The organism is Bradyrhizobium sp. McL0616 (genome assembly GCF_049993385.1).
In the GTDB taxonomy this organism is placed as follows: domain Bacteria; phylum Pseudomonadota; class Alphaproteobacteria; order Rhizobiales; family Xanthobacteraceae; genus Bradyrhizobium.
This window is the reverse complement of the sequence record NZ_CP188255.1, coordinates 3,870,746-3,894,737: the sequence shown is the minus strand read 5'-3', so window position 1 is coordinate 3,894,737 and position 23,992 is coordinate 3,870,746. Positions and strand designations below refer to the sequence as shown.

20 protein-coding genes and 1 tRNA gene are annotated in these 23,992 nt (G+C 61.5%); 6 read left to right on the top strand and 15 right to left on the bottom strand.

The genetic code is table 11. From position 1 onward, the window contains the following. Positions 1-404: 404 nt before the first annotated feature. A complete protein-coding gene (locus ACPPVR_RS18815) occupies positions 405-1,997 on the bottom strand; it encodes a porin (RefSeq protein WP_426615647.1) in 1,593 nt (530 codons plus the stop codon). 274 nt (positions 1,998-2,271) lie between these two features. Between ACPPVR_RS18815 and ACPPVR_RS18810 the strand changes: the two genes are divergently transcribed. Then, positions 2,272-3,834 (top strand): tyrosine-type recombinase/integrase, encoded by a 1,563-nt coding sequence (locus ACPPVR_RS18810; RefSeq protein ID WP_426615646.1) that lies wholly within the window; start codon positions 2,272-2,274, stop codon positions 3,832-3,834. A gap of 343 nt (positions 3,835-4,177) precedes the next feature. Beyond that, complete coding sequence (locus tag ACPPVR_RS18805; RefSeq protein WP_426615645.1) at positions 4,178-5,602, top strand: hypothetical protein; 1,425 nt, start codon at positions 4,178-4,180, stop codon at positions 5,600-5,602. A gap of 578 nt (positions 5,603-6,180) precedes the next feature. Here the strand turns inward: ACPPVR_RS18805 and ACPPVR_RS18800 are convergent. Continuing rightward, on the bottom strand, positions 6,181-6,852 hold the full coding sequence (locus ACPPVR_RS18800) for a recombinase family protein (RefSeq protein ID WP_426616136.1): 672 nt from the start codon (positions 6,850-6,852) through the stop codon (positions 6,181-6,183). A gap of 279 nt (positions 6,853-7,131) precedes the next feature. Between ACPPVR_RS18800 and ACPPVR_RS18795 the strand changes: the two genes are divergently transcribed. Then, entirely contained in the window at positions 7,132-7,950 is an 819-nt protein-coding gene (locus ACPPVR_RS18795; protein WP_426615644.1) for a YkgJ family cysteine cluster protein, read from the top strand. Positions 7,951-8,127: 177 nt separating this feature from the next. On the opposite strand, the gene ACPPVR_RS18790 is transcribed toward ACPPVR_RS18795, so the two are convergent. The 4 genes from ACPPVR_RS18790 to ACPPVR_RS18775 all read right to left on the bottom strand — a co-directional run bounded on the left by ACPPVR_RS18790 (position 8,128) and on the right by ACPPVR_RS18775 (position 13,902). Beyond that, positions 8,128-9,729 carry a porin gene (locus ACPPVR_RS18790; RefSeq protein WP_426615643.1) on the bottom strand — a complete coding sequence of 534 codons (1,602 nt, stop codon included), beginning with the start codon at positions 9,727-9,729 and terminating at the stop codon, positions 8,128-8,130. 532 nt (positions 9,730-10,261) lie between these two features. Further along, entirely contained in the window at positions 10,262-12,877 is a 2,616-nt protein-coding gene (locus ACPPVR_RS18785; RefSeq protein WP_426615642.1) for a tetratricopeptide repeat protein, read from the bottom strand. Between the two features lie 256 nt (positions 12,878-13,133). Further along, a tRNA-Ser gene (locus ACPPVR_RS18780) sits at positions 13,134-13,227 on the bottom strand. A gap of 408 nt (positions 13,228-13,635) precedes the next feature. Further along, positions 13,636-13,902, bottom strand: coding sequence for a hypothetical protein (locus ACPPVR_RS18775; protein WP_426615641.1), 267 nt, complete (start codon positions 13,900-13,902; stop codon positions 13,636-13,638). Between the two features lie 441 nt (positions 13,903-14,343). On the opposite strand from ACPPVR_RS18775, the gene ACPPVR_RS18770 reads away from it, so the two are divergent. Next, positions 14,344-14,694 (top strand): hypothetical protein, encoded by a 351-nt coding sequence (locus ACPPVR_RS18770; protein WP_426615640.1) that lies wholly within the window; start codon positions 14,344-14,346, stop codon positions 14,692-14,694. Positions 14,695-15,456: 762 nt separating this feature from the next. On the opposite strand, the gene gatB is transcribed toward ACPPVR_RS18770, so the two are convergent. From gatB to ACPPVR_RS18730, 8 genes are all read right to left on the bottom strand, one after another. Beyond that, positions 15,457-16,941 carry an Asp-tRNA(Asn)/Glu-tRNA(Gln) amidotransferase subunit GatB gene (gatB, locus tag ACPPVR_RS18765; protein ID WP_426615639.1) on the bottom strand — a complete coding sequence of 495 codons (1,485 nt, stop codon included), beginning with the start codon at positions 16,939-16,941 and terminating at the stop codon, positions 15,457-15,459. Next, positions 16,938-17,822 (bottom strand): FkbM family methyltransferase, encoded by an 885-nt coding sequence (locus tag ACPPVR_RS18760; protein WP_426615638.1) that lies wholly within the window; start codon positions 17,820-17,822, stop codon positions 16,938-16,940. The genes gatB and ACPPVR_RS18760 overlap by 4 nt, the downstream gene beginning before the upstream one ends. Continuing rightward, a complete protein-coding gene (locus tag ACPPVR_RS18755; protein ID WP_426615637.1) occupies positions 17,819-18,127 on the bottom strand; it encodes a hypothetical protein in 309 nt (102 codons plus the stop codon). Before ACPPVR_RS18755 ends, ACPPVR_RS18760 begins: the two co-directional genes overlap by 4 nt. A gap of 2 nt (positions 18,128-18,129) precedes the next feature. Then, entirely contained in the window at positions 18,130-19,605 is a 1,476-nt protein-coding gene (gatA, locus tag ACPPVR_RS18750) for an Asp-tRNA(Asn)/Glu-tRNA(Gln) amidotransferase subunit GatA (RefSeq protein ID WP_426615636.1), read from the bottom strand. Next, a complete protein-coding gene (locus tag ACPPVR_RS18745; protein WP_014494728.1) occupies positions 19,602-19,817 on the bottom strand; it encodes a hypothetical protein in 216 nt (71 codons plus the stop codon). Before ACPPVR_RS18745 ends, gatA begins: the two co-directional genes overlap by 4 nt. Positions 19,818-19,838: 21 nt before the next feature. Next, positions 19,839-20,126 (bottom strand): Asp-tRNA(Asn)/Glu-tRNA(Gln) amidotransferase subunit GatC, encoded by a 288-nt coding sequence (gatC, locus tag ACPPVR_RS18740; RefSeq protein ID WP_426615635.1) that lies wholly within the window; start codon positions 20,124-20,126, stop codon positions 19,839-19,841. A gap of 76 nt (positions 20,127-20,202) precedes the next feature. Further along, complete coding sequence (locus tag ACPPVR_RS18735; RefSeq protein WP_426615634.1) at positions 20,203-21,279, bottom strand: NAD(P)H-dependent flavin oxidoreductase; 1,077 nt, start codon at positions 21,277-21,279, stop codon at positions 20,203-20,205. Positions 21,280-21,295: 16 nt separating this feature from the next. Next, complete coding sequence (locus tag ACPPVR_RS18730) at positions 21,296-22,273, bottom strand: NAD(P)H-dependent flavin oxidoreductase (protein WP_426615633.1); 978 nt, start codon at positions 22,271-22,273, stop codon at positions 21,296-21,298. A gap of 95 nt (positions 22,274-22,368) precedes the next feature. Between ACPPVR_RS18730 and ACPPVR_RS18725 the strand changes: the two genes are divergently transcribed. Then, positions 22,369-23,259 carry a LysR substrate-binding domain-containing protein gene (locus ACPPVR_RS18725; protein ID WP_426615632.1) on the top strand — a complete coding sequence of 297 codons (891 nt, stop codon included), beginning with the start codon at positions 22,369-22,371 and terminating at the stop codon, positions 23,257-23,259. Here ACPPVR_RS18725 and ACPPVR_RS18720 read toward each other — a convergent pair. Continuing rightward, positions 23,246-23,461, bottom strand: coding sequence for a hypothetical protein (locus ACPPVR_RS18720; protein ID WP_426615631.1), 216 nt, complete (start codon positions 23,459-23,461; stop codon positions 23,246-23,248). The genes ACPPVR_RS18725 and ACPPVR_RS18720 overlap by 14 nt on opposite strands. A 45-nt stretch (positions 23,462-23,506) precedes the next feature. Between ACPPVR_RS18720 and ruvX the strand changes: the two genes are divergently transcribed. Next, the gene (gene ruvX, locus ACPPVR_RS18715) at positions 23,507-23,992 is read left to right on the top strand and encodes a Holliday junction resolvase RuvX (RefSeq protein WP_426615630.1); all 486 of its coding nucleotides are present in this window, start codon (positions 23,507-23,509) and stop codon (positions 23,990-23,992) included.

The following is a 23,992-nucleotide window of genomic DNA, read 5'->3' as shown; positions in this document are numbered from 1 at the left end:
GAACGGAAGCTCCTGGAGCTAGGACGAGATCTTCAAGCGGGCCTTATCGAGGCGCACGCCCTGAGAGCTGCGGGCTTCGCGGCCGGATCGGCGTGCTTTTGCAGGCTGTCATCGACAAGGGCTGACCGCTTGCGCGTCGGGCGGAGTTAGCGTGCAGCGCGGATGGATGCGACGTCCGGCGCAGAGCACCACAAGGGTTTGCGACGGCGGTCGAATATCCCGTGTCGCGCCTGATCCGCTTCGGGGTTGGCGCCCGCCTCTCACGACTCGCAGCGAGAGACCGGAAGCACCCAACGCTCCAGCTTGTCCAAACAGTCCCGGGGCCGCGACCAGGCATCACTAGGCAAAAGAAAAGCCCCGGCGGTTTCCCGCCGGGGCTCTCTCGTCAGGTCGTTAGACCGAACTTACCAGTTGCGCTGAGCGCGGAGGAGCAGAACAACCGAGTCCTGGTCCTTCAGCTCGTACACAGCCGACGGCTTGGCGGTAGCTGCGAGCGTCGGGAGCGTAATCAGGCCGGAGTTCTTCTGGTCGAGATGGGTCCAGGCGACGTCCGCCGAGAAGGTCAGGTTCTTGACCGGAGTCCAGCGGGTGATGAGACCCACCTGGCCGACAGCGAAGTCGGGGTTACAACCAGCAGCGCCGGCGGTCGGAGCGAGGGCTGCGACGAAGCTCGCGCAGATCGCGGTCTTTCCAAGCGTGCCGAACTGAGCCTGAGCGTACGCACCGTAGATCGAGGTGTTCCAGTACGGATCCCAGTTATGGGTGTAAGCGCCACGGAAGCCCCAGGTCTTGATGGATTCCTGGTTGCTGCCGTTGGTGTACACCGTGTCCGGAGCGCTTGCGTAGCCGAGGCTGCCGTAAGCGCCGGCAGCGCCGGAGGTACCGAAGATCGAGTAGGTGCTGCCCGCGAGGTTCTGGAAGTTGTAGCGGGTCGCACCGTCGGTGTAGACGCCCGAGATGTTGATCGTGTCACCCGCACCAGTCGGGATGTTCTTGATCGACAGAGCGAGCTGAACCGCCCAACCCCACTTGTCGTCGGGGTGGCCAGTCGCTTCGGACACGCCGTAGTAGGCAACGTGGTTGTCATGCGCAGCGACCGACGCCTGGAACAGACCCCAAGCCTGGTCAACACGGAGCGCAGCGACGAGGTTCGGAGAGCGCGAACCGCCGATGGCGTTTGCACCGAATGCACCGCCGGGGAGACCGGCAGCCGAAGCCGCACCGAGCGACACGTTCAGGTTACCAGCCTGCATGTACTGGGTCGGATCTTCCGCCGAGAACGATGCAGTGATGCCCTGGCCGAAGTCAGCGGTATAGGTGAACTGGAGGATACCAGTGACCGTGCCGCTGCCGCCGACGAGACCGTCGAAGTTGTTGCCGGGATAGTTGGTCCAGGGCGCGTCGAACTGCGACACGGCCTTACCCATGGTGAAGCCGGCGAACTGGATGAAGGCGTAGTACACGCCGAGCGAACCGCCCGAGGTGTTGCCGTCGGTCGAGTTGACCGAGCCCGAACCCGAGCCAAACAGACCCGTGGTGGTCGCGCCGGGGTTGGTGTTAGCAGCGATCGTGCCGCTGTAGGCGGTGGTGCCGAAGCCGCTGCCGGTGCCGGTGTAGTTGCCGGTCGTCCAGGAGAAGACGCCATCGAAGAACGTGCGGACCACGCCGTATTCGGTCGCGGTGCGCGTGTCGATGTTGAGGTCTTCACGAGCGCGAGCGGTGTAGTAGTTCGACAGACGGTTCCGGCTGCCGTTGTTCGAACTGAACTGGCCGCTGAAGTCCGAATTGGTGTTCAGCGCGACTTCAGCGCGCAGATAACCACCCAGCTTGATGCAGGTGTCGGTGCCCGGGATGTAGTAGAAACCCGCACCGTACAGGGAGCAGATCTTCACGTATTCGACCGCTTTGGCCTTCACGGGGAGATCGGCTGCCTGCGCTCCGCCCACGGCGATCAAACCCGCCGCTGAGCCGAGCAAAAGGCTCTTAACCAACTTCATGTTAAACCTCCAAGTTGCTCTTCAGGGAAGGTCACTGACCCGAACGGCCAATTCCCCAACCCCCTTTAAATCACCGCTTTGGCCACCTTCGCGTCTTCGGACACACCCGCATGAACGCGAGGGACATAAGCGATCCGAAGTTCCGGTGAGCTGAGACTTGGAAAATCAGTAACTTACTGATTGAAAACGCTATTTGGATGCTTCTATCTACAAGGCATCGTACAAAATGGCGTTTCAAATGACCCGACTGACGAGGACTTCCACCGGGGCTTACGTGGCTCGCAAAGTCATTCCCGAAGGTGTCCGAAAGGCCTACGCCGCGCGTTATGGAAAGGGCTGGGAAGAGAAGTTCCACCTCGATGCTGGCGTATCCGCTCACGAGGCCCGCGCTCGGTTTGGTGAGTGGCTGGCAGAGATTGAAATACGTATCGCGAGCCTGAAGGCTGCCAAGGCCAAGGGGCCGCAGCCGCTTACGCGGCAGCAAGCGTATGCTTTGGCCGGCCAATGGTACTCATGGTTCCTTTCGAGGCACGAACGAGACTTGAAGACGCCTGGGCATTGGCGAGCCTTGGCGGACATCTTCGTCTGGGAAGTCATTGGATCTAACGCCCCCGACGAATACGAGGAACACCCCGAGGATGATCCTGACTGGGATTGGCAGTTTTCACCCGAGGTTAAGGAGGAGATCCGTCCCGCCATCGCGCTTGAGGCTGAAACTGCGGCATTCTTGATGGAGCAGAATCTCAGCCTGACACCCGACGCAGCAGAACTCTTCATCGACGCTGTAAGTGGCAATCTTCTGCCCGCGTTACAGCGGTTGGAGGCGCTCGCTCGGGGTGACTTTAGCCCCGATAAGCATGCCGACGTGTTTCCAAAGCTAGAGCAAGTGAGCGCCGTTGTGCCCGTGAAAGCGCTAGAGCTGTTCAACGCATGGAGAAACGCGATGCAGCCGGCTGAAGGCACGATTTACAGGTGGGCCACGGTGTTCAAGGAAGCGGATCGCCGCTTCGTCGATGTACGTCGCATTAGCTATGACGAGGCCAAGGCGTGGATGACAGGTCTCGTCAACGAAGAGCGCTCGGCAGGCACAGTTGCAGGTGCTTGGCGAACAGCGCTGAAGACGGTGTTCACCTGGGGCGTCAAAGAGAGACTGATCGACAGTAATCCTTTCCCGGAGGTGCACATAAGCGTGCCTCGGAAGAACGTTGAGCGAGAAGGCAAAGCGTTCGACAGAGCGGAGATCAAGACAATCCTATCGGCCGCCCTCCTCTGCCCTGACATTGACGCCTACAGCGAGCGAGCCCGCCGCTGGGTGCCTTGGATTTGCGCTTATTCAGGTGCGCGTGCTGGCGAAATTACTCAACTACGAGCCGCCGACATACAACAGCGAGATGGCTTTTGGTTTGCGAGGCTGACGCCGTCTGCGGGCAAAATAAAGACGCGCAAGGCTCGCACTATTCCGCTTCATGAACACCTCATCGAACAAGGCTTCATTGAGTTCGTGCACAAAGCCAGCGGGTCTCCGCTGTTCTATGAACCGAAGGGCCGCACAACACAGCGAGATGACAATCAACCACGACAGAACCAAGCGGAGAGAATGAGGTCACAGGTGGGCATGTGGGTGCGGTCTTTGGGCGTAAGCGACCCAGAGATCAGCCCCAATCATGCGTGGCGCCACACTTTCAAAACGATAGCAGCGCGCGTCGGCATTGATGAACGCTATAGCGATGCGATCACAGGCCATGTTCCTGCAACGACCGGCAGAAAGTACACCACCCCGACACCCGAGGACCTTGCGGAAGCCCTTAAGAAGTTCCCTCGATACAGACTTGATTGACCGCAATCAAACGCAGCAACCAAGGTAACCAAAGGGCTACGGCAAGCATTGGGTTGCGCTGGAAAACCTACGAAAGCATCATAACCATGACCAACGAAATCATCTGCGCGTTTATATGTGCAGTGCTTCAGCTCGCACACGCTAAGTGCAGAGCGGGAGAGCGGGCAGTGTTCGCGCCATCGCATCTTGCGGCTCGCTTCTGGGAGCGCGTTGGGGCCAGCGGGGAAGCCTTGGAATCCGCTATGGACCGCGTAGCTGTTCGCTGCGGCATCAACATCAGTGCGTACATGATTGACCGAGCTTACGGGCTCGGATCGCACCGTGCCACAGGATGCCAGCAAAGATGACTGATGAGTTCGAGGAGGAGTGGGAGCCGCGCGAACAACCTGCGTGGGCGCCGAAGACACCACGTGAGGAGCGCGAGTCGCTCAACAGTGCGCCGTTGGCAACGCTCCGTGCAACACCGAGCAGCGAGCAGGCCTTCTTGCTCATGGGTGACTTGGCCGAGCGTTACCCGAGGCCACAATCGGCAAAAGGCAAAGGCTATGTGCGCAAGAAGACGCTGGAGCCCTATTCGAATACAGGTGGCGCCTTCGTTGCCGAACTACTCGCCGCCGTCGAAGCGGAGCGAAGCGAGGGCTGGATCAGGTGCTCGCGGAGGAAGAGCGACTACACTGGGCGCAAAGATGTCCCGTGGGCGATGTTCGATGGTGTTTGTAAGGCATGGCTTGAGGCGGAGTTGATTGATGAGAAAAAGGGCTATCCCGGCATGCTGGCCATGGGTAACCCCGGCCCGACCTCGGGCAAGCTGACCCGCTACCGAGCGACACCGAAGCTCCTTGAGATTGCCGCTGAACACGGCATCACACCCGCCAATGTGCTGGAACACTTCAAGTTCGAGTTCAGGATGCCTTCCGAGCTGATCCAGCTCACTCAGCCGTTCGAGCTGACACCGAACACGGAACGTGTTGCGAGGCTCCGCGAACAGGTCGCCGAACTAAACGCATTTTCCACCAAGCACACGCTCACGCACCCCATGCGCAACATCAAGCACCTCGGCTGGGTTAGGATATTCCATCACTACGGCGAAGGCTTCAAATGGGACAAGGGCGGTCGGCTTTACTCGCAGCCCCAAGGAGTGGCGTGCTATCAGTCACTGTCCGCATCGAAGACGCCAAGCCGCCAAGACCTAAGAATTGACGGCGAGCGGGTAGTCGAACTCGACATATCCTCGTCCTACCTGACCATCTTCTACGCCTTGTGCGATGAGCAACTGGACCTCGGCCAAGACGCCTACAGGGGCATCCTCGGGCCCACGGACCTCGATAGACTGGTAGCCAAGTTCTGGATCAACGCTTCTCTCAGCATTGGAAGGCCGCTTCGGAAGTGGAGCGAAGACTTGATCGAAAGCCTACAGAACCAGCTCGCGACGAAGCAACTGACGGGCTTCGATAGAAAGAGGTATTCCATGAAATCTATTGGCGAGAGAGTGTTGCAACGTCACCCCCTGCTTGCCAGGTTGAGCGGTCCCATCAGAGGACGGACCATGAGCTGGGCTGATTTGATGTACCATGAGAGCGAAGCCATCATCGGAGCGATGCTGACGCTCAAGCACGACCATCAGACACCGAGCTATCCCGTGCACGATAGTCTCATAGTCCCAGTTTCCAAGTACAAGGTGGCGAGGGAAAGTCTGATCCATCACTTCCGTGTTCAGACTGGGAAGGTACCCAGAGTGAAGCCCGAGGTGGACCCAGAGGACTGGTAGGTCTCCCGTGGCTCTAAATAGTACCCATGGATATCCATGGTGGGTGTACCTCTATGGTGATCATCCCCTGAGCTATACCCATCGGGGTTCGATGCCGTAACGTGGAATGAATGTTTGGCGATGGCCGTGTGTGTGATATACGTCACATAAAGTTTATCGCTAGGTCCCAGAGTGCTCTGATGTAGGCCCGACCGGACAAAAAAAGGCCCTAGGTGACTCAGCGGAGTCCATTGGTGCCTTTTCATGGGTCAGGGCTACTTGCTCTAGCGTCGGCTCGAAGTCGCCTCAGTGGACTCCCTAGGCGCTTTGGGGCAGCGGGAAGCCCCCGAAACCGGCGTCTCATTCCGGAGCCCCAGCGGTCCCATTCGGCTCACCGCAGTCCCGAGCTGAAGACGTCTGCGGGCCTTGAGCCGCGATTTTCGAAGCCAGGGTGGGGGACATCGGGACTTTAGGGTCCGGTGTGAAATTGGGGCCCCTTTTTTTCGCCCACCAACCCGAGGGCGCCCGCCGCCGTCTCCGGCACAGCAGAACGGAAGCGCGCTGAACACCGAGGTGGCTACGACGGATCGCCGGTCCGGCTACGCTCGTTCAAGAATGTTCGCTACCGATTGCGCATACCATTGCCCGCCGCGCGCCGTGGGTATCCCCCGCGCATTGAGAGCATCGGCAATCTGCCGGAGCGTGCTCGCCCCTGCCTTCTGCGCCTCTCGGATGATAGGGAGCACGTTGGCTGCATATCGGTTTGCCTCGGACTGAACCGCTTCCACGGCGCGCTTCCGGGCCACTTGGAGCTTCGGGTTGCCTAGGGTGACCCCGCGAGCCTTGGCCGCCGTGAGGGCTTGCCGGGTGCGAGTCGAGATTAGCGCGCGTTCCTTCTCTGCCAGTGCAGCGAACAGGTGAAGGACGAACGGGTCTACATCGGGGCCAAGCTCAGCGACTACGAAGGGCACCTTGTGGGCCATTAGGCCGGAGATGAAGTGCACGTCGCGGCTCAAGCGGTCGAGCTTGGCTACGGCTAAATGACACTTGAGCTTCCGTGCGGCGGCCAATGCGGCGTTGAGCTGCGGCCTGCGGTCGAGCGCGTCCGAGCCTTTGCCTGTCTCGACCTCCACGAACTCGCGGGCCACCTCGTATCCCTCGGTAGTCGCGAAATGGGCGAGGGTTTGCCGTTGGGCGTCAATGCCCAAGCCTGAGCGGCCTTGGCCTGATGTGGATACGCGGATGTAGGTGATGAGGGGAGCTGCGGGCACGTCGGGGTCCTCCAAGCGATGCTTGTATAAGACCTATACGTCCGTTTAGGATATAGACAACGCGCCTTTAGGAATCCCTGCGATTCCGTTTTGCATGGCTGACGGCTTCATAGCTCAGTTGTGGGAAACAGGAAGTAGCCTACTTTTCGAAAGAAGGGGCGGGTTACCGCATAGAGCGTTGAGCGCTTCTTCAAAGAGAAACTCGCGATTTTCGTTGGTCACATGGATGGTGCAAGGCGGATCGAGCGCTCAGCAATAACAGTAGAAAGAACAACAAAAATGGATCAGGCGATGCTAAGCGTCGTCCGGGCGCTGGAGTCGGGCGCGACGACGATGAAGGGCGTGATTGACGCCACCGGACTGTCCCGTCTCAAGATTGAGCGCGCCTTAAACGCGCTGGAGAAGCAGAAGCTGCTGGTCCGCTACGGCCAGGGTTTTCGCGCGACGGGCCTGCCGAAGACGGCACTGCCGACCCGACAGTGCGGATCTTGCAATGCCTGCTGTGACATTCTCGAGGTGGCCGCCGTCGACAAGCCGGTGAACCAGCTTTGCAAACACTGGCAGGCGGGCACGGGATGCACCATCTACGAGCGCCGCCCGCAGATGTGCCGTTCATTCGTCTGCGCCTGGCTGCAGGGCCATCTCGATGACGACTGGTTCCCGGCGAAGTCGGGCATCATCGTGCATTTCAGCCAGGACGCCGTGAACGTGACGGTCGATGACCATTGCCCTGATCGCTGGCGCGAGGAGCCGTATTTCAGCAAGCTCGCCGAATGGTCGCTGAACGGGATCAGGCGGATCGGAAACCGCGGATACGCGACCCTCGTCGTCTCCGGCGCCAACCGGCTCCTGCTTCTCGGACGCACCGTCGTTCCCGACCCGACGCTATCAGGAACGGCGTTCCTGCCGCTCACGGCCGACACGTTCCGATTCTGGCGGGCGAGCTCGCCGGAGCACTTGCAGCGGCTCCACGAGCGCATCGCTGAGATCAATCGGATCAGGCAGGAATTTGGCTCTTGCGCTATTCCTGAGGACCAGGATGACGATCCCTACCCGCCCTATCGCCCAGCCCTTCTCCGCTTGTCCAATCACGCATGAACTTCGCCGGGGGCCAACGCGCCGTGAGTCGGGGTATGCCGCTCGACCCACGGCCAAGTTGTTAAGCCTCGGTGCGAGAATGAGAGCGTCTTGGAGGTCTGTAGCCCCTTTTCGGAAAAGCAAAACCCCCGGCAGTTTCCTGCCGAGGGCCTTGGAGGTCAGGTCGTTAGACCGAACTTACCAGTTGCGCTGAGCGCGGAGGAGCAGAACGAGTGAGTTGTTATCCTTCAGCTCGTAGGTCGCGATCGGCTTGGCGGGAACCGGGGTAATAGCGGCCGGGGTAACGGTACCGGCATACTTCTGGTCGATATTGGTCCAAGCAAGGTCAGCCGAGAACGTCAGGTTCTTGACGGGGGTCCAGCGGGTGATGATACCCACCTGGCCGACCGCGAAGTCCGGGTTACAGGCCGTCACGCCAGCCACAACACCGACACCGGAGCTGATCACGCCACCAGCGCCGCAAAGCGTGGTCTTGGCCAAGGTGCCGAACTGCGCAGCAGCGTAAGCACCGTAGATCGAGGTGTTCCAGTACGGATCCCAGTTATGGGTGTAAGCACCGCGGAAGCCCCAGGTCTTGACGGTTTCCTGCGAGCTACCCGTGACGAACACAGTGTCCGGAGCCGAGGCGTAGGTGAGGCTCTGGTAGGCCGTGCTCGAGCCGCCGAAGATCACGTAGCTGCTGCCCGCGAGGTTCTGGAAGTTGTAGCGAGTCGCGCCGTCGGTGTAGACGCCCGAGATGTTGATCGTGTCACCCGCACCAGTCGGGATGTTCTTGATCGACAAAGCGAGCTGAATTGCCCAACCCCACTTGTCGTCGGGGTGGCCAGTCGGCTCGGTCGGGCCGTAGTAGGCAACGTGGTTGTCATGCGCAGCGACCGACGCCTGGAACAGACCCCAAGCCTGGTCAACACGGAGCGCAGCGACGAGGTTCGGAGAGCGCGAACCGCCGATGGCGTTGGAGCCGTAGGAGGCACCGAGGACGCTGGACGCGGTCGCGCCGGACATGTTGAGGTTGCCGGCCTGCATGTAGGAGGTCGGATCTTCCGCCGAGAAGGACGCCGTGATGCCCTGACCGAAGTCAGCGGTGTAGGTGAACTGGAGGATACCAGTGACCGTGCCGCTGCCGCCGACGAGACCGTCGAAGTTGTTGCCGGGATAGTTGGTCCAGGGCGCGTCGAACTGCGACACGGCCTTACCCATCGTGAAGCCGGCGAACTGGATGAAGGCGTAGTACACGCCGAGCGAACCGGCCGAGGTGTTGCCGTCGGTGCCGTTCACCGAGCCACCGCCCGAGCCGAAGAGCGACGTGGTGGTCGCACCAGGAGTCGTGGCAGCAGCCAGCGTGCCGCTGTAGGCGGTGGTGCCGGTGCCGCTGCCGGTGCCGACGTAGTTGCCGGTCGTCCAGGAGAAGACGCCATCGAAGAAGGTGCGGACCACGCCGTATTCGGTCGCGGTGCGCGTGTCGATGTTGAAGTCTTCACGAGCGCGACCGGTGTAGTAGTTCGTCAGACGGTTGCGACCGCCGTTGTCGCCCTGAGTCGAAACGTTCTGGTTCAGGGTGAAGTCCGAGTTGGTGCCCAGCGCGACTTCAGCGCGCAAGTAACCACCCAGCTTGATGCAGGTGTCAGTGCCCGGGATGTAGTAGAACCCAGCACCGTAGAGCGAGCAGATCTTCACGTATTCGACCGCTTTGGCCTTCACGGGAAGATCAGCCGCTTGTGCCCCGCCGACGGCGAGCAGTGCTGCCGCAGAACCGAGCAAAAGGCCCTTAAACTTCATGATAAACCTCCAAGTTGAAGCCCCGTACAAACCTTCGTACAAAGCTGTTTGAGCTACCCGCGAAAAGACGTTGAACATCAACGCATCCTCGTAACGATGGTCTACTTAAGCGAAAGACCTAAACGGGACGACCTTGGGATGCCCCCCTCCGTCGCCCGGTCACAATTACCGAACGTCTTTGCACACACAACAACAGAACGCTCCGAAACGGGCCAATGAAACGTGTTTTCCGACGGGTGTTGCACAAATAACACGCAGATGTGATCGAACGAGCCGCGCAAGCCGTTGAATTAATTAATGTTTTAGAACCAGTTCCATTTGCTCGCGAAATTCCCGGCTCGATCGTCCCGCCGGCGCGGAGACGCGGCATGGCGGTTCTGATCCGATCGAATCGTGGAATCGCCGAGGGATTCACCGCTGCGCGCCGCCGTTCAGAGAATCGATGCAGGGAGGATCAATGCGACCGGTCTGTCGTCTCCCGGCCGCGGAACCAGCCGGTCAAGCCTGATGGCTGCTCGGATCAAGGCCTTCGTCACCGGAGAGCTTGAATGTCGATATGATCCGGCGGCAATCCGGCTTGATATCGCCGATACATTGCCTCGTAGGCCGCCTCGAGGTGCTTCGTATAAAGCGCCGCATCGAACAATGGCGTCGTCAGCCGGTTCCCATGCAGCCTCTCGCGAATGCCCTGAAGCTTTTGCTTGTCGAGCGCCAGATCGATGGCGAGGGCTTCATATTCCTCAGATGTTCGCGTGATCAATTCAGGCAAGCCGACAGCGGTGAGCAAGCTCGCCGCGACGCGTCCTGCGAAGCTATTTCCAATCTGCGTTACGACGGGCAGTCCGGCCCACAACGCATCGCTCGCGGTTGTATGCGCGTTGTATGGCAGCGTATCCAGGAAAAGGTCGGCAAGGCGATGGCGCGCCAGATGGTCGGACGATGATGCAACGCGCTTTGCAAACACCAGACGGTCCGGATCAACGCCCGCCGCTTGAGCTTCCTTTCGCAGATTCGATTTTGCGATTTCCCCGACATCGGACAGCCAAAGAACCGACTGCCCAACGTTCCTCAAGATATTCAGCCAACAGCCGAAGACCGACCGATTGATCTTGTAGGCATTGTTGAAACAACAGAACACCGTCCATTCCGGCCGCAAATCGTGATCAGCCCGATTGGGCAGCGCTTCGCCAATTGCCTGCCCCTTGTTGTCGCGCGGCATGAAACTGCCGGGTAACCGAACGACTTTCTCTTCAAAGTACTGGCTGTTCGAATCCGGCAACACGACGTGATCGGCAATGATGTAATTCGACAGCTCCCTGCTCCCCAGGGTTCCCGCGAACCCGAGGTAATTGACGACGATCGGAGCGGGGTTGGAGGCGAATAATTGCAGCATGGCGTTCTGCGTATGACCGGCAAGGTCGACGAGAATGTCGATCTGCGCATCGCTGATCGCCTCCAACACCTCACTGTCATTCATGTGCTGGCAATCGATAAAGCGATGGAAGGACCTTTCAAGCCGCTTGCGCAGATCGCTGTCGTCGCCCGGACCAATGGAAAAGGCGTAGGTCTCAAATCGATCAGTGTCGTGGTTCTCAAAGACCCCGGCCGTCAGATACCCGACCGGATGCTCGCGCAAATCCGGCGAAACATATCCGACTCGGATCCTGTCGTGCTGATGGGGTATTCCTCTTGAATGCGCTCTCGATGATTGCGGGAGCTTTGCGGCCACCCATGCCCTGGCGCACCGCAAATGATCATCAGGCGAATCCGTCAACGACAGCAACGCAAAGGGAGAGCTATTGGCCTTCCCGGCCCGTATTGCCGCCGTCAAATGACCGATCTCTTCGTCGAGATCATCCCAATTGCAAAGATTCATCTTTGCATAGAGACGCAACCCCTCGATGCCCTCCAGGTCAGGCCTGATCGACGCTGCCTTGTCATAAGCGGCAAGAGCTCCGTCATAGCGCCTGAGATCGGTGAAGACATTGCCTCGGCCAACCCACGCGCCATCCAGATCGGGCTTGAGCGACAGGGCCTTGTCGAAGGCCGCAAGAGCCTCCTCATAGCGCTTGAGACCCCACAATACGTTGCCTCGACCGAGCCATGCCTCTGCCAGATCGTGCTTGATAGACAGCGCCCTGTCATAAGCGGAAAACGCTCCGTCATGACGCTTGAGCTCGGTCAGGACATTGCCTTGGCCAAGCCACGCTTCCGCAAGGTCGGGCCTGATCGCCAGTGCCTTGTCAAAAGCAGCAAATGCTTCGTCATAGCGCTTGAGATCACAGAGCACGTTGCCCCGACCAAGCCACGCGTTCTCCAGATCAGGCCGGATCGACAGCGCCTTGTCGTATGCAGCCAATGCCTCCTCATAACGCCTGAGGCTCCAGAAGACATGCCCCCGGGCAACCCAAGCGTTCTCGAGATCAGGCTTGATCGACAGCGCCTTGTCGTACGCCGCAAACGCTTCGTCATGTCGCTTCAGATCGGCAAGAACATCGCCTCGACCAACCCACGCATTCTCGAAACCGGGCTTGACCGACGACGCCTTGTCGTATGTCGCGAACGCTTCGTCATAGCGCTTGAGATTGCGCAAGACATTGCCGCGACCAAGCCATGCAGCCTCAAGATCGGGCTTGATCGACAACGCCTTGTCGTAGGCAATGAGGGCGTCCTCGTAACGCCTGAGCTTCTCGAGGCAATTGCCCTTGCTCGAATATGCGTCGGCAAAGTTCGGATTGAAGGCTATCGCCTTGTCGAATTGGTCGATCGCCTCCGGATAGTTTCTCGCGAACTCGGCAAGTATCGACCCCCTGTTGTAGTACGACAGAGGATTGCGCGGATTGACCGCCAATGCGCGCGTAAAATACGCGAGCGCCTCTTGCGGTCGGTTCAGGGCTTTGAGCGCATATCCATAATTGCTGAGCGCTTCGTCGCTGCTTCCATTCAGCGCGACCGCCGCCTTGAGATGGAGTTCGGCGTCCGAAAATCGACCTTGCACGAGCTTGATGACGCCCAGGAGATGCTGGACCTCGAAGATGTTCCCGGCCGACTTTGCGATCTGCTGCAGTATTCTTTCCGCTTTGACCAGATCATTGGCGTGAAAGGCATCGACAGCCCGTCGAAATTTGGTCTGCAATTCACCCGCCAAGCCTGCTTCTCCCTCAGATCACTCGCTCAGATCACTTGGTCAATCATAGCAACCGGTTCGGCGGAGGCATAGGAACGCGGCCTCCCCGGCCAGGAAAGCGAGGCATAAGTCGATGGCTGAGCAGATCCGGCAGCCCCGGCGCGACGTTTTCGCCAGCGAATTTTCCGATTTGAGGGGGCGAGGCCGATATCTGCGCCGGGACGGGCGCGTGCAGCCCCGCAAAGCCAAACAAAATCAATATTTTAGCTGGATATGCTGGCGGAGACGGAGGGATTCGAACCCTCGATAGGCCTTTACAAGCCTATAACGGTTTAGCAAACCGCCGCCTTCAGCCACTCGGCCACGTCTCCAATAGGGGCGGTATGCCCGACCCGGCGGCGAGCCGCAAGCGGCAGAATTGCGACTGGCGTGTTCTTTCACCTGAAAGTCCGGCATGACGGCGACCGCGCAAGCCTCGCGACAGGATCAGCGTCTGCCCAGACGGCCGATTCGCTGTCCTTATATATGTGTGCCCGCATCTGGCGGCCGGGCCGCCGGATCCGCTAATGCGAGGGCGACATCAGCACCGGCTTGCCGGCCTGACCAGCCGCCCAAGTCCAGATCGCATGCGTCGGGCGCGATCTGAATCGGCAGCCATTGGTCATTCGTGTCGGGATTGCTCATGCCGCCTAGGGTCCAGGCGGCGGTACGGCGCAGATTCTTGAGTCAGCTCAGCCGCGCCTGCCTGCGAAAACACGGCTAGGCGCGCGATTCACCGCTCAGTGCGCGGAAACCCACGCCCTCGCATCGCGCTGCGCGGCGGAGATCTCAGCGTCCGACATCTGGCCGGCCACTTCCTGGCGCAGCCCGACAGCGTCCTTGCGGCCCTTCAGCGCGGCGAGGTTGAACCATTTGTGCGCGGCGACGAGATCGACCAGACCGGACCGGCCACTCGCCCAATAGATCCCGCGCTCGAACAGCACGTCCGACAGCGCGGTTGCGTCGATCGGCGTCGCCGTATCGAGATCAAAAGTACCCTGAAACATAACGCATCCCCTTTTTTCTTATGCCGCCTCGTTCCCCCGAGCGCGGCTCCCGTCCAACTCTGATTTGCGTGATCCATCCTGGATCATGCGCTGTTCAACTCATCCCAAGTCTTCTTGCCCAAGCCGTTTGCCGGCTTGTTGGAGCTGATGATGGCGGGCAAATTTGAATGGCAGTTTAAGTATCGCGATGAAGCAGACGTAAACGCGAACCCGCGCCGCATGCGCACGCAATTCAAGAAGTCCCTGATTTGCAGGCACTTCTGCGATTCGTCAGATTTGGTTTACCTTGGGATCTTGGGACATCGATAACCATCGCACGCGGTGGCGCGTGTCCTGTGGTTACAATGTGCATGGGCGGCGCGCTGCAAAGGCGCACGTCGCCTAGTCTAGGCCACTACCGGCGGCAGTCGTGGCGGCAGGCCACGAAGGTCGAGACCCGGCATGGGTGCGGTGGTTTGGCATTGCGGCTCGGCGACGACTGTCGTGGCAACGACAGTTCGCCGCTGCCCTCGCCTGCCCCAAGCCAAGGCGGCAAAGAACGGCAGCAGCGCAACGCGGCAACGTTGCGGTCAGATCAGCAATGTGGGGAAAGGAAATGCCGGCAATACCCCGGCCTCAAGGAACGAGGGCGTCGGCGAACACGTCAGGACCAGATTCCACTTTGACCGCGAGGCTACTCGTGAAATTGCAGAGCCGGAGAACCGGAGCCGCACCGAACGAAGAAAACTTGTTTCTTCTGCCGGACCGGGCTTTGGCGAGCGAACCCGCGAAAGAGAACGATCCGACCGTTGACCTGATGTCTCGCCGACACCCTCTATCGTCGACCAGAACCTTTTGAGAGGCGCTGATGACGTGCCGGCTCTCTAGGAGCCGGCAACTTCAGAAGCGAAGTTACTTCTTCTTGGCGACCTTGCGGGTCTTCTTCGCAGTCTTCTTCACTGCGCTCTTCGCCTTCTTCGCCTTCTTCGCCTTCTTTGCTTTCTTGGCCATGTTGCCCTCCGATGTGTGAGATGGCTGTAATCGCTGCGTACATTCGGGGATCGAATGCACTCACCCCGAATACACCAACACGACGAAAAAAACATCTTCTCACTTAAGGAAGTGTTGACGGAGCGGAGCGCGTGCGCTTGGCGAACGCGGCGCAAGTGCTCACAGAGACATGCGCTTGCGATCGCGCGAAGTGGTAGCTGCATCGATGTCGGTGAGCGTAGCGACTGCAAAGAAACTCTATGCTGCAAGTATTATTCTGCACTTGCGCATTGCGCGTGATCAACGCAGTGACGTGCGTCGCGGTTCGCCCGATCATGTCGTGGAGGCGTTTCGCGGACTCTGAGTCGCGGGTTTTGGCAACGAAAATATTTTCATGCTTAACGGCGCGAGCGCTCGTCAGAGCGTGTGCAAGCCGCCGTTTTGCGCGAATCGCGTGACGGCGATTCGGTTGCCGCTGCGCGGCTCAGGCAGATGAGTTGGCCGTCGATGACGAACGCGCGCCGCATGGCGAGCTGACGCGAGGTGACGGAGAGCGCGTCCGTCACCTCGTCCGAACGCGTGACGTCAGATGCCGAGCTTGGACTTGAGCAGGTCGTTGACGCTCTGCGGATTGGCCTTGCCACCCGACGACTTCATGACCTGACCGACGAACCAGCCGAGCGATTGCGGCTTGTCCTTGACCTGCGCGGCCTTGTCGGGATTGGCCGCGATGATGTCGTCGACAACCTTTTCGATCGCCGAAAGATCCGTCACCTGCTTCATGCCGCGGCTTTCGACCAGCGCGCGGGGATCGCCGCCCTCCTGCCAGACGATCTCGAACAGATCCTTGGCGATCTTGCCGGAGATCGTGCCCTCGCCGATCAGATCGACGATCGCAGCGAGCTGTTCGGCGTTGACCGGAGAGTCCGTGATATCCCGGCCTTCCTTGTTGAGACGGCCGAACAGCTCGTTGATCACCCAGTTCGCCGCCATCTTGCCGTCGCGGGCGCGGTTGGCGAGCGTGTCCAGCACGGTCTCGTAGAACACCGCACTCTCGCGCTCGGCCACCAGCACGCTCGCGTCATAGGCCGACAGGCCGAAGTCGGCGACGAACCGCGTCTTCTTCTGGTCCGGCAGCTCGGGAAGCCCAGCTTTCAGCTCGTCGACGAAAGCCTGGCTGAACTCCAGCGGCAGCAGATCCGGATCAGGGAAGTAGCGGTAGTCATGCGCTTCTTCCTTGGACCGCATCGAGCGCGTCTCGCCCTTGTTGGGGTCGTACAGCCGCGTTTCCTGGTCGATCGCGCCGCCATCCTCGAGGATTTCGATCTGGCGCCGCGCCTCGTACTCGATCGCCTGGCCGATGAAGGTGATCGAGTTCATGTTCTTGATCTCGCAGCGGGTGCCGAGCGGCGCGCCCGGCTTGCGCACGGAGACGTTGACGTCGGCGCGCAGGCTTCCCTTCTCCATGTCGCCGTCGCAGGTGCCGAGATAGCGCAAGATCGAGCGCAGTTTTGTCACGTAGGCCTTGGCCTGCTCGGCATCGCGGATGTCCGGTTTCGAGACAATCTCCATCAGCGCGACGCCGCACCGGTTGAGATCGACAAAGGACAGCGACGGCGACTGATCGTGCAACAATTTGCCGGCGTCCTGCTCGAGATGAAGGCGCTCGATGCCGATGGTCGCGGTCTTGCCGCCATCCAGCTCGACCTCGACCTCACCTTCGCCGACGATCGGCGATTTGTACTGGCTGATCTGGTAGCCCTGCGGCGAGTCCGGATAGAAATAGTTTTTCCGGTCGAACACCGAACGGAGATTGATCTTTGCGTTCAGTCCCAGCCCGGTCCGGACAGCCTGCCTGACGCATTCCTCGTTGATGACAGGCAGCATGCCCGGCATCGCCGCGTCGACCAGCGACACATGCGAATTCGGCTCGCCGCCGAACGCGGTGGAAGCGCCTGAGAACAGCTTTGAGTTCGAGGTCACCTGGGCATGGATTTCCAAGCCGATGACGATCTCCCAATCGCCGGTGGCGCCCTTGAGAAGCTTGTGGGGGGTGGCAGGTGCGTTCATGGCGTTACTGGTCCGTTGGCTGCTCGCCTTTCGCCGGCTTCGAGAAACCCGTTGAGCGACCGAAGCACATCGGCCGGCCGGCGCAGCGCGATCTCGGGGCGGCCCATCGTCTCGATCTCTCCGAACAGCGGGTTGACCTCCGGCGAGGAAGCAAACACGAAGCCGTCGAACGACGTGCTCTGGTTCTCGAAATCGCTGGAGATCTCGACGCGGTAGCCGTACGCCTTGAGACGATCGACGACCTCGTAATGGAGGTCCTGCGAATGGGTTGCAACGAAGAGATAATCGACGCGGCGCTTGGTCAGCACGCTCTCCGCGCCTTGCAGCATCTCGACCTCGAAAGCCTGGATATCGGCATGCAAGATGTCGAGACGCTTGATCTTCCTGTCCCTGAAGAAAGCGTCGACCTCGAATTTGCCCTTGCCGACGAAAGCCTTGACGAACTCGCCCTTCAGTCCGTTGCGCGCGAAATTATCCTGACCGGTCTTCAGGCAAGCGGGGTCCGGCTCGACCAGGATGACGTCTGCTTTGGGCCGCACCTTCTTGAGCCACATGGAATAGTGGCCCCAATAGGCGCCGAGCTCGATCATTGAGGGCGTCTCGCCGAGCCGTTTCAGCAATTCCTGGAAGACGTATTCTTCCAGCGGCTCGTGGACGCCGCGATTGATCACAAGCACGCTGCTGAAGGGTCCGTAATACGCCCCGGGGCCGATGCCCGGGACCTTGAGGCCGTTATGCAGATAGACTTGGTCGCCTTCGACAAGGCCGGCCATCGGGACGCGTTCGATCAGGAGGTTGAGGGGATCAGAAACGATCTCGCGAAAACGACCGAACAGATCCTCCGGCTTCGCCTTGGGTCCCGTGAATCCAGGCTCGCTCATGCGGACGCACTCCCACCCAGCGTATCGGCGATGCGCTGCCATTCTGCTTCAAGCGAATCCTTCGCGACGGGCTGGCTGGCCTGGCGGTACCAATAGCCGGCATTGCCGAGGTCGCCCTCGACGCGGTGCAGATAGGCATGGACCCAGGCTGCGTCCTTGGTGTCCTCGTCTTGCACGAGCTTGTGCGCGGCGTCCCAATCTCCCTTTGCCGCCCACCATAACGCGGCCAGCGGCGGCGCGAGGCCTTCCGCCGGCGCAGCACTGGCAAGGCTGGTTTTGAGGAGGTTGGCTTTGAGATCGGGCATGCTCACCACCATTTCGTGGGCGTGAAGCGGCCTGCCGCCTGCTCAATCACCTCGCCGAGCGAGAACAGCGCTTCCTCATCGAAGGGACGGCCGATCAGTTGCAGCCCGAGCGGCAGGCCCTGCGCGTCCTTGCCCGCCGGAACGGCGATGCCCGGCAGTCCCGCCATGTTCACAGTCACCGTAAAAATGTCGTTGAGGTACATCTCGACGGGGTCGGCGCCGCCCTTCTCACCGATGCCGAAGGCCGCCGACGGCGTCGCTGGCGTGAGGATCGCGTTGACGCCCTTGGCGAAGCAATCCTCAAAATCCTTCTTGATCAGCGTGCGCACCTTCTGGGCGCGCAGATAATAGGCGTCGTAATAGCCGGCCGAGAGCACATAGGTGCCGATCATGATGCGGCGGCGCACCTCCGCACCAAAACCTTCGGCGCGGGTGTTCTCGTAGAGCTCGATGATGCTCCGGCCCTGCTCGCGCAGGCCGTAGCGAACACCGTCATAGCGCGCGAGGTTGGAGGAGGCCTCCGCAGGCGCCACGATGTAATAGGCCGGCAGCGCGTATTTGGTGTGCGGCAGCGACACCTCGACGAGTTCGGCGCCGGCCGCCTTCAGCCAGGCTGCGCCCTCGCTCCAGAGTTTTTCGATCTCGGCCGGCATGCCGTCGAGGCGGTATTCCTTGGGGATGCCGATCTTGAGGCCCTTCACGGACTTGCCGATCGCAGCCTCGTAGTCCGGCACGGGAACGTCGACCGAGGTCGTGTCCTTCGGGTCATGTCCGGCCATCGAGCGCAGCAGCATCGCGCTATCGCGTACGCTGCGTGCGATGGGACCCGCCTGGTCGAGCGAGGAGGCAAAAGCGACGATGCCCCAGCGCGAGCAGCGGCCGTAGGTCGGCTTGATGCCGACGGTCGCGGTGAACGCCGCCGGCTGGCGGATCGAGCCGCCGGTATCGGTCGCGGTCGCGCCCATGCACAAGAGCGCCGCCACGGCCGAGGCCGAACCACCGGACGAGCCGCCCGGCACCAGCGTCGTGTTGCTTCCCTCACGCCGCCAGGGATTGCCGACGGGGCCGAAGCACGAGGTCTCGTTTGCTGAGCCCATCGCGAACTCGTCATTGTTGAGTTTGCCGAGCATCACGGCGCCGTCGCGCCACAGCTGCGAGGACACGGTCGACTCATAGGTCGGCACGAAATTGCCGAGGATCTTTGAGCAAGCCGTGGTGCGCACGCCCTTGGTCGCGAACAGGTCCTTGATGCCGAGCGGGATGCCGGCGAGCGGACCAGCGTCACCCTTCCCGATCTTGGCGTCGGCCTCGCGCGCCATGGCGCGCGCCTGGTCGGGCGTCTCCATCACGAAGGCGTTGAGCACGCGCGCGGCTTCGATCGCGGAAAGATGCGCGTCGGTCAGTTCGAGTGACGTGAAAGTCTTGGCCGCGAGACCCTTGCGGGCCTCGGCGAGCGTCAGCGATGTCAAATCGGTCATTTATTGATCGGGCTGCAGAAGAACGGAGACAGGGTCTTGTCGTTGGCCGGGTCGTCTTTTTTCTTGGCGGCGGCATTCGCAGCGGCCTCGATCTCGTCGAGCACGGCGTTGACGGCGACATTGGGATCGGCAGCCTTGCCCTGCCGCTCCATCTTGTCGAGATAGTTCATGTAGGCCTGATAGGCCTTCTCATCGTCGCAAAGCATGCACATCGGACGGCGTCCTGAATTGAATTACTCAACAACCTTGGGCACCAGGAAGAAGTGACCTTCGGTCGCGGGCGCATTGGCAACGATATCGTCGGCGATCTCGCCGTCATTGACCACGTCGGCCCGCTTCCTCATCTGCATCGGGGTGACCGAGGTCATGGGCTCCACGCCCTCGACATTGACCTCCGAGAGCTGCTCGACAAAGGCGAGCATGGCGTTGAGCTCGCCCTGTAAATGCGGAACCTCGTCCTCGGAAACAGCGATGCGCGCCAGATGCGCGATGCGGCGGACGGTAGCGGCGTCGACGGACATTATATAAGGCCTCTCACGGCAAAACCTATGTGCCGTATAGCAGAGGCCGCTTTTGCGCCGCAACCGGCGCTGCGCGCTAGCCCGCCATCTGGCGCAGGCGAGCCAAGGCCGATTTCGCAAGATCTCGGGTCAATTCGGCCGCCGGGACCTCGCGGCCCAGGGCCACGGCCTGTCCGGCCCAGAGATTGGTGAAATCTACCCTGCCCTGCTTTTCAGCAGCCGCCTTCAGCGGCCCCAGCGCGGTCGCCGCATGGGGAAACGCGGGCGCATCCGGCGAGATCGGTCCGACCTCGCGCATCAGGCGGTTCTGGACGCCACGCGCGGGCCGGCCCGTCATCACATTGGTGATGACGGTGGAATCGTCCCCCGCCTCGGCAAGCGCCTTGCGGCCTCCGGCGCTGACCTTGGATTCCGGGCAGCGCAGATAGGCACTGCCGATCTGCACGCCGGCCGCACCGAGCGCGAAGGCTGCGGCAATGCCGCGCCCGTCCGCGATGCCGCCAGCCGCGATGACCGGCAGCTTTACCGCATCCACGATCTGCGGCACCAGCGCGAAGGTGCCGAGCTGCTCGGCGATGTTCTCGGTCAGGAACATGCCGCGATGGCCGCCGGCTTCCGCACCTTGCGCAATGATGGCATCGACGCCGCGCTGCTCAAGCCAGACCGCTTCCTTCACCGTGGTCGCCGACGAGATGACGAGGCAGCCGGCCGCCTTGACGCGCTTGAGCAGCGGCGCGTCAGGCAGGCCGAAATGGAAGCTGACGATTTCGGGCTTCAGCTCCTCGACGACGTCGCAGAAGGCTGCATCGAACGGCGCGCGGTTCGCCGCAGCGATCGGCGTGGCCGGATCGAGGCCATGCTCCTTGTAATAGCCCGCGAGCCGCTGTTTCCAGCGCGCCTCGGACGCGGCATCGAGTTCGACCGGCGTGTGGCAGAAGAAGTTCAAATTGACCGGAGCTGTCACGCGCTGGCGGATGAGATTGACCTGCTCGCGCGCCTTCTCCGCCGACAGCATTGCGCAGGGCAGTGATCCCAGCGCACCACCTTGCGCGGCGGCAATCACGAGCTCCGCATCCATCACGCCGGCCATCGGCGCCAGCACGATCGGGAATTCGGTCTTGAAGAGATCGATCAGTCGACGGTCAGGCCACATGGGTTTTCTCTCTTATTCAGGCGAGCGATGCGACGGAGTTACGCCGGCCGGCGAGCAGCTGCTCGGCCTCAAGCGCAATCCGCTCGACGATCTCTGCCGCGGGCGGAATATCATGGATCAGTCCGACCGCTTCGCCGGCAAACACGGCCGCGACCTCGAAATTGCCAGCGGCCTTGGCCGCCATATATTCTACCGCAACTTCGCCCGCGCGCTGCATCAGCTCGATCTCGCGGCCGGTCCAGCTCTTGATATGGTCGTTGACCAGCGTGCGCGCGGTGAACGGAGCCGGCCAGAACAGTTGTCGCGACCAGTCGGGGACCACGCCGCGCACGGTGTCATTGCCATCAGCCGCGCGGATGCGCTGCTTCGCTTCCTCCGCGCCATTGGCCTCGACGCTCGCATAAAAACGCGTGCCGATCAGCACCCCGGATGCGCCGAGCATCATCATCGCCGCCAGACCGCGGCCATCGGCGATCCCGCCGGCGGCAACGACCGGCACGCGCCCGGCCGCAAGATCGACGATCGCCGGCACGATATCGACCGTGGTGCGCGACGCGCCGTGGCCGCCGGCTTCGGTGCCTTGCCCGATCAGGATGTCCGCGCCGGCATCGAGCGCCTGCTTCGCCATCTCCTCGCTCTGCACCTGGCAGATCAACCGCACGCCGCGCGCCTTGATACGCGGCGCAAACGGCGCGGGATCGCCGAACGACAGCATGATGGCTTGCGGATGCGCGTCCAGCGCGATGTCGAGAAGCTCTGACTGCTTTGCCAGGCTCCAGGTGATGAAGCCGATGCCGAACGGGGCAAAGCCGCGGAGCTCCCTCGCCTCGGCCTCGAGCCGCGCTCGATCGCCGTAGCCGCCGCCCAAAATCCCGAAGCCGCCGGCCTCGCTCACGGCACGGGTCAGCCGCGTCCCTGCGATCGTATCCATCGGCGCCTGCAGGATCGGATGCTTGATGCCCAGGAGCTGGGTCAGCGGCGTGGTGATCGGCATGGCTCCTCCACTCTCGACAGACACCTTAGGCGGGAATAACATTCTCGAAAATTGAATTCTAGCGAATGCTGCCATCACAAAAACGAAACGATGCCATGGAACTCAGCGACATCCAGACCTTCGCCGCGGTCGCCCGCACCGGCGGCATCACCCGCGCTGCCGAAGAGCTCAACACGGTGCAATCGAATGTCACCCAGCGCGTCAAGGCGCTCGAGGCCGAGATCGGCACGCCGCTGTTCGAGCGCCACAGCCGCGGCATGACCCTGACCGGGGCCGGCAAAAGACTATTGCCCTACGCGCAGCGGATGACCGCGTTGTCGCGCGAGGCTGTGCTCGCCGCGCGCGACGATGGCGAGCCGAAGGGACCGCTCGCGATCGGCTCGATGGAGACCACGGCCGCGGTGCGGCTGCCGCCGCTGCTGGCCGATTTCCATCGCCGCTTCCCCGCCGTGCGGCTGAGTCTGCGCACCGCGACCACCGCCGATCTCGTCGCAGGCGTGCTCGACGGCACGTTCGACGGCGCCTTCGTCGCAGGCCCGATCGCGCATGCCGACCTCACCGCGACCAGCGCATTCCGCGAAGAGCTGGTGCTGGTCAGCGCGCGGCGCTGGGCTTCGCTTGCCGAGCTGCGCACCGCCACGCCGGAATCCGGCCCGACGGCGCTCGCGTTTCGGACCGGCTGCACCTATCGCCAACGGCTCGAACAGATTTTTGTCGAGTTCGGCTGGCCCTCGGCGGCGCGCTTCGAGCTCGGCACGCTCGACGGCATGATCGGCTGCGTCGCCGCCGACATGGGCGTGACGCTGTTGCCGCGCGCCGTGGTCGAGCGCAGCGCCATGAACGGCAGCGTGTCGATCCATACGCTGAGCCCTGCTCATGCCCGCGTCGAGACGCTGTTCATCCAACGCCGCGCCGCACATCAATATAGCGCGCTCAGCGGCCTCATCGCCTGCCTCAAGAAAGAAGACGAAATCATCGCGGCCTGAGATGCCACCGCCGCAGTGCAACGACGGCCCAGATCGCCTCGACCAGGCCGAACGGCCAGGCCCCTTGCAGAAAGCCGTAGGCCGAGCCGAGCACACAAGAGGCGGCGAAGAACAGCACGAACCAGTGGCTGCGATCCTCGAGGGCATAGCAGACCAGCATCGCGATGACGGCAAACAGGCCGAATAACGTCAAGGCATCCATGTTCCCGGTTCACTCCGCAGCGCGACGCGTGATATGCGCTAGACCATGCCGGCTCTTATCCTGCCTCTGATCGATGCTGCAACCCACTGGCCCGAGCGCGGCGGGCTGGTCGGCCTTGATCTTGGCACCAAGACCATTGGCGTCGCGGTGTCCAACCCGGACCGGCGGCTGGCTACCGGCGTCGAGACCATCCAGCGCAAGGCGTTCAAGCAGGACGCCGCCCGCCTTCTTGCGATCGCAGCCGAACGCAAGGCCGTCGGCTTCGTGCTCGGCCTGCCCATCAACATGGACGGCAGCGAAGGCCCGCGCGCACAGTCGACCCGCGCCTTCGCCCGCAACCTTGCCGGCCTCACCACGCTCCCCATCGGCCTGTGGGACGAGCGGCTCTCGACCGTGGCGGTCGAGCGCGAGCTGATCGGCATGGACGTCAGCCGCGCTAAGCGTGCCGAAGTCATCGACGAGCACGCCGCGATCTTCATCCTGCAAGGCGCGCTCGACCGGCTCGCCAATCTTCGCGCAGAAGCTGGCTGA

What these genes read in the sequence shown, in the direction of transcription:
- ACPPVR_RS18805 (WP_426615645.1), top strand. Translation starts at nt 4,178, where the DNA reads ATGACTGATGAGTTCGAGGAGGAGTGGGAGCCGCGCGAACAACCTGCG.
- ACPPVR_RS18760 (WP_426615638.1), bottom strand. Translation starts at nt 17,822, where the DNA reads ATGAGCGAGCCTGGATTCACGGGACCCAAGGCGAAGCCGGAGGATCTG.
- ACPPVR_RS18775 (WP_426615641.1), bottom strand. Translation starts at nt 13,902, where the DNA reads ATGTTTCAGGGTACTTTTGATCTCGATACGGCGACGCCGATCGACGCA.
- ACPPVR_RS18790 (WP_426615643.1), bottom strand. Translation starts at nt 9,729, where the DNA reads ATGAAGTTTAAGGGCCTTTTGCTCGGTTCTGCGGCAGCACTGCTCGCC.
- ACPPVR_RS18815 (WP_426615647.1), bottom strand. Translation starts at nt 1,997, where the DNA reads ATGAAGTTGGTTAAGAGCCTTTTGCTCGGCTCAGCGGCGGGTTTGATC.
- ACPPVR_RS18720 (WP_426615631.1), bottom strand. Translation starts at nt 23,461, where the DNA reads ATGGATGCCTTGACGTTATTCGGCCTGTTTGCCGTCATCGCGATGCTG.
- ACPPVR_RS18795 (WP_426615644.1), top strand. Translation starts at nt 7,132, where the DNA reads ATGGATCAGGCGATGCTAAGCGTCGTCCGGGCGCTGGAGTCGGGCGCG.
- ACPPVR_RS18745 (WP_014494728.1), bottom strand. Translation starts at nt 19,817, where the DNA reads ATGTGCATGCTTTGCGACGATGAGAAGGCCTATCAGGCCTACATGAAC.
- ACPPVR_RS18730 (WP_426615633.1), bottom strand. Translation starts at nt 22,273, where the DNA reads ATGCCGATCACCACGCCGCTGACCCAGCTCCTGGGCATCAAGCATCCG.
- gatA (WP_426615636.1), bottom strand. Translation starts at nt 19,605, where the DNA reads ATGACCGATTTGACATCGCTGACGCTCGCCGAGGCCCGCAAGGGTCTC.
- ACPPVR_RS18725 (WP_426615632.1), top strand. Translation starts at nt 22,369, where the DNA reads ATGGAACTCAGCGACATCCAGACCTTCGCCGCGGTCGCCCGCACCGGC.
- ruvX (WP_426615630.1), top strand. Translation starts at nt 23,507, where the DNA reads ATGCCGGCTCTTATCCTGCCTCTGATCGATGCTGCAACCCACTGGCCC.
- ACPPVR_RS18770 (WP_426615640.1), top strand. Translation starts at nt 14,344, where the DNA reads ATGGGTGCGGTGGTTTGGCATTGCGGCTCGGCGACGACTGTCGTGGCA.
- gatB (WP_426615639.1), bottom strand. Translation starts at nt 16,941, where the DNA reads ATGAACGCACCTGCCACCCCCCACAAGCTTCTCAAGGGCGCCACCGGC.
- ACPPVR_RS18755 (WP_426615637.1), bottom strand. Translation starts at nt 18,127, where the DNA reads ATGCCCGATCTCAAAGCCAACCTCCTCAAAACCAGCCTTGCCAGTGCT.
- ACPPVR_RS18735 (WP_426615634.1), bottom strand. Translation starts at nt 21,279, where the DNA reads ATGTGGCCTGACCGTCGACTGATCGATCTCTTCAAGACCGAATTCCCG.
- gatC (WP_426615635.1), bottom strand. Translation starts at nt 20,126, where the DNA reads ATGTCCGTCGACGCCGCTACCGTCCGCCGCATCGCGCATCTGGCGCGC.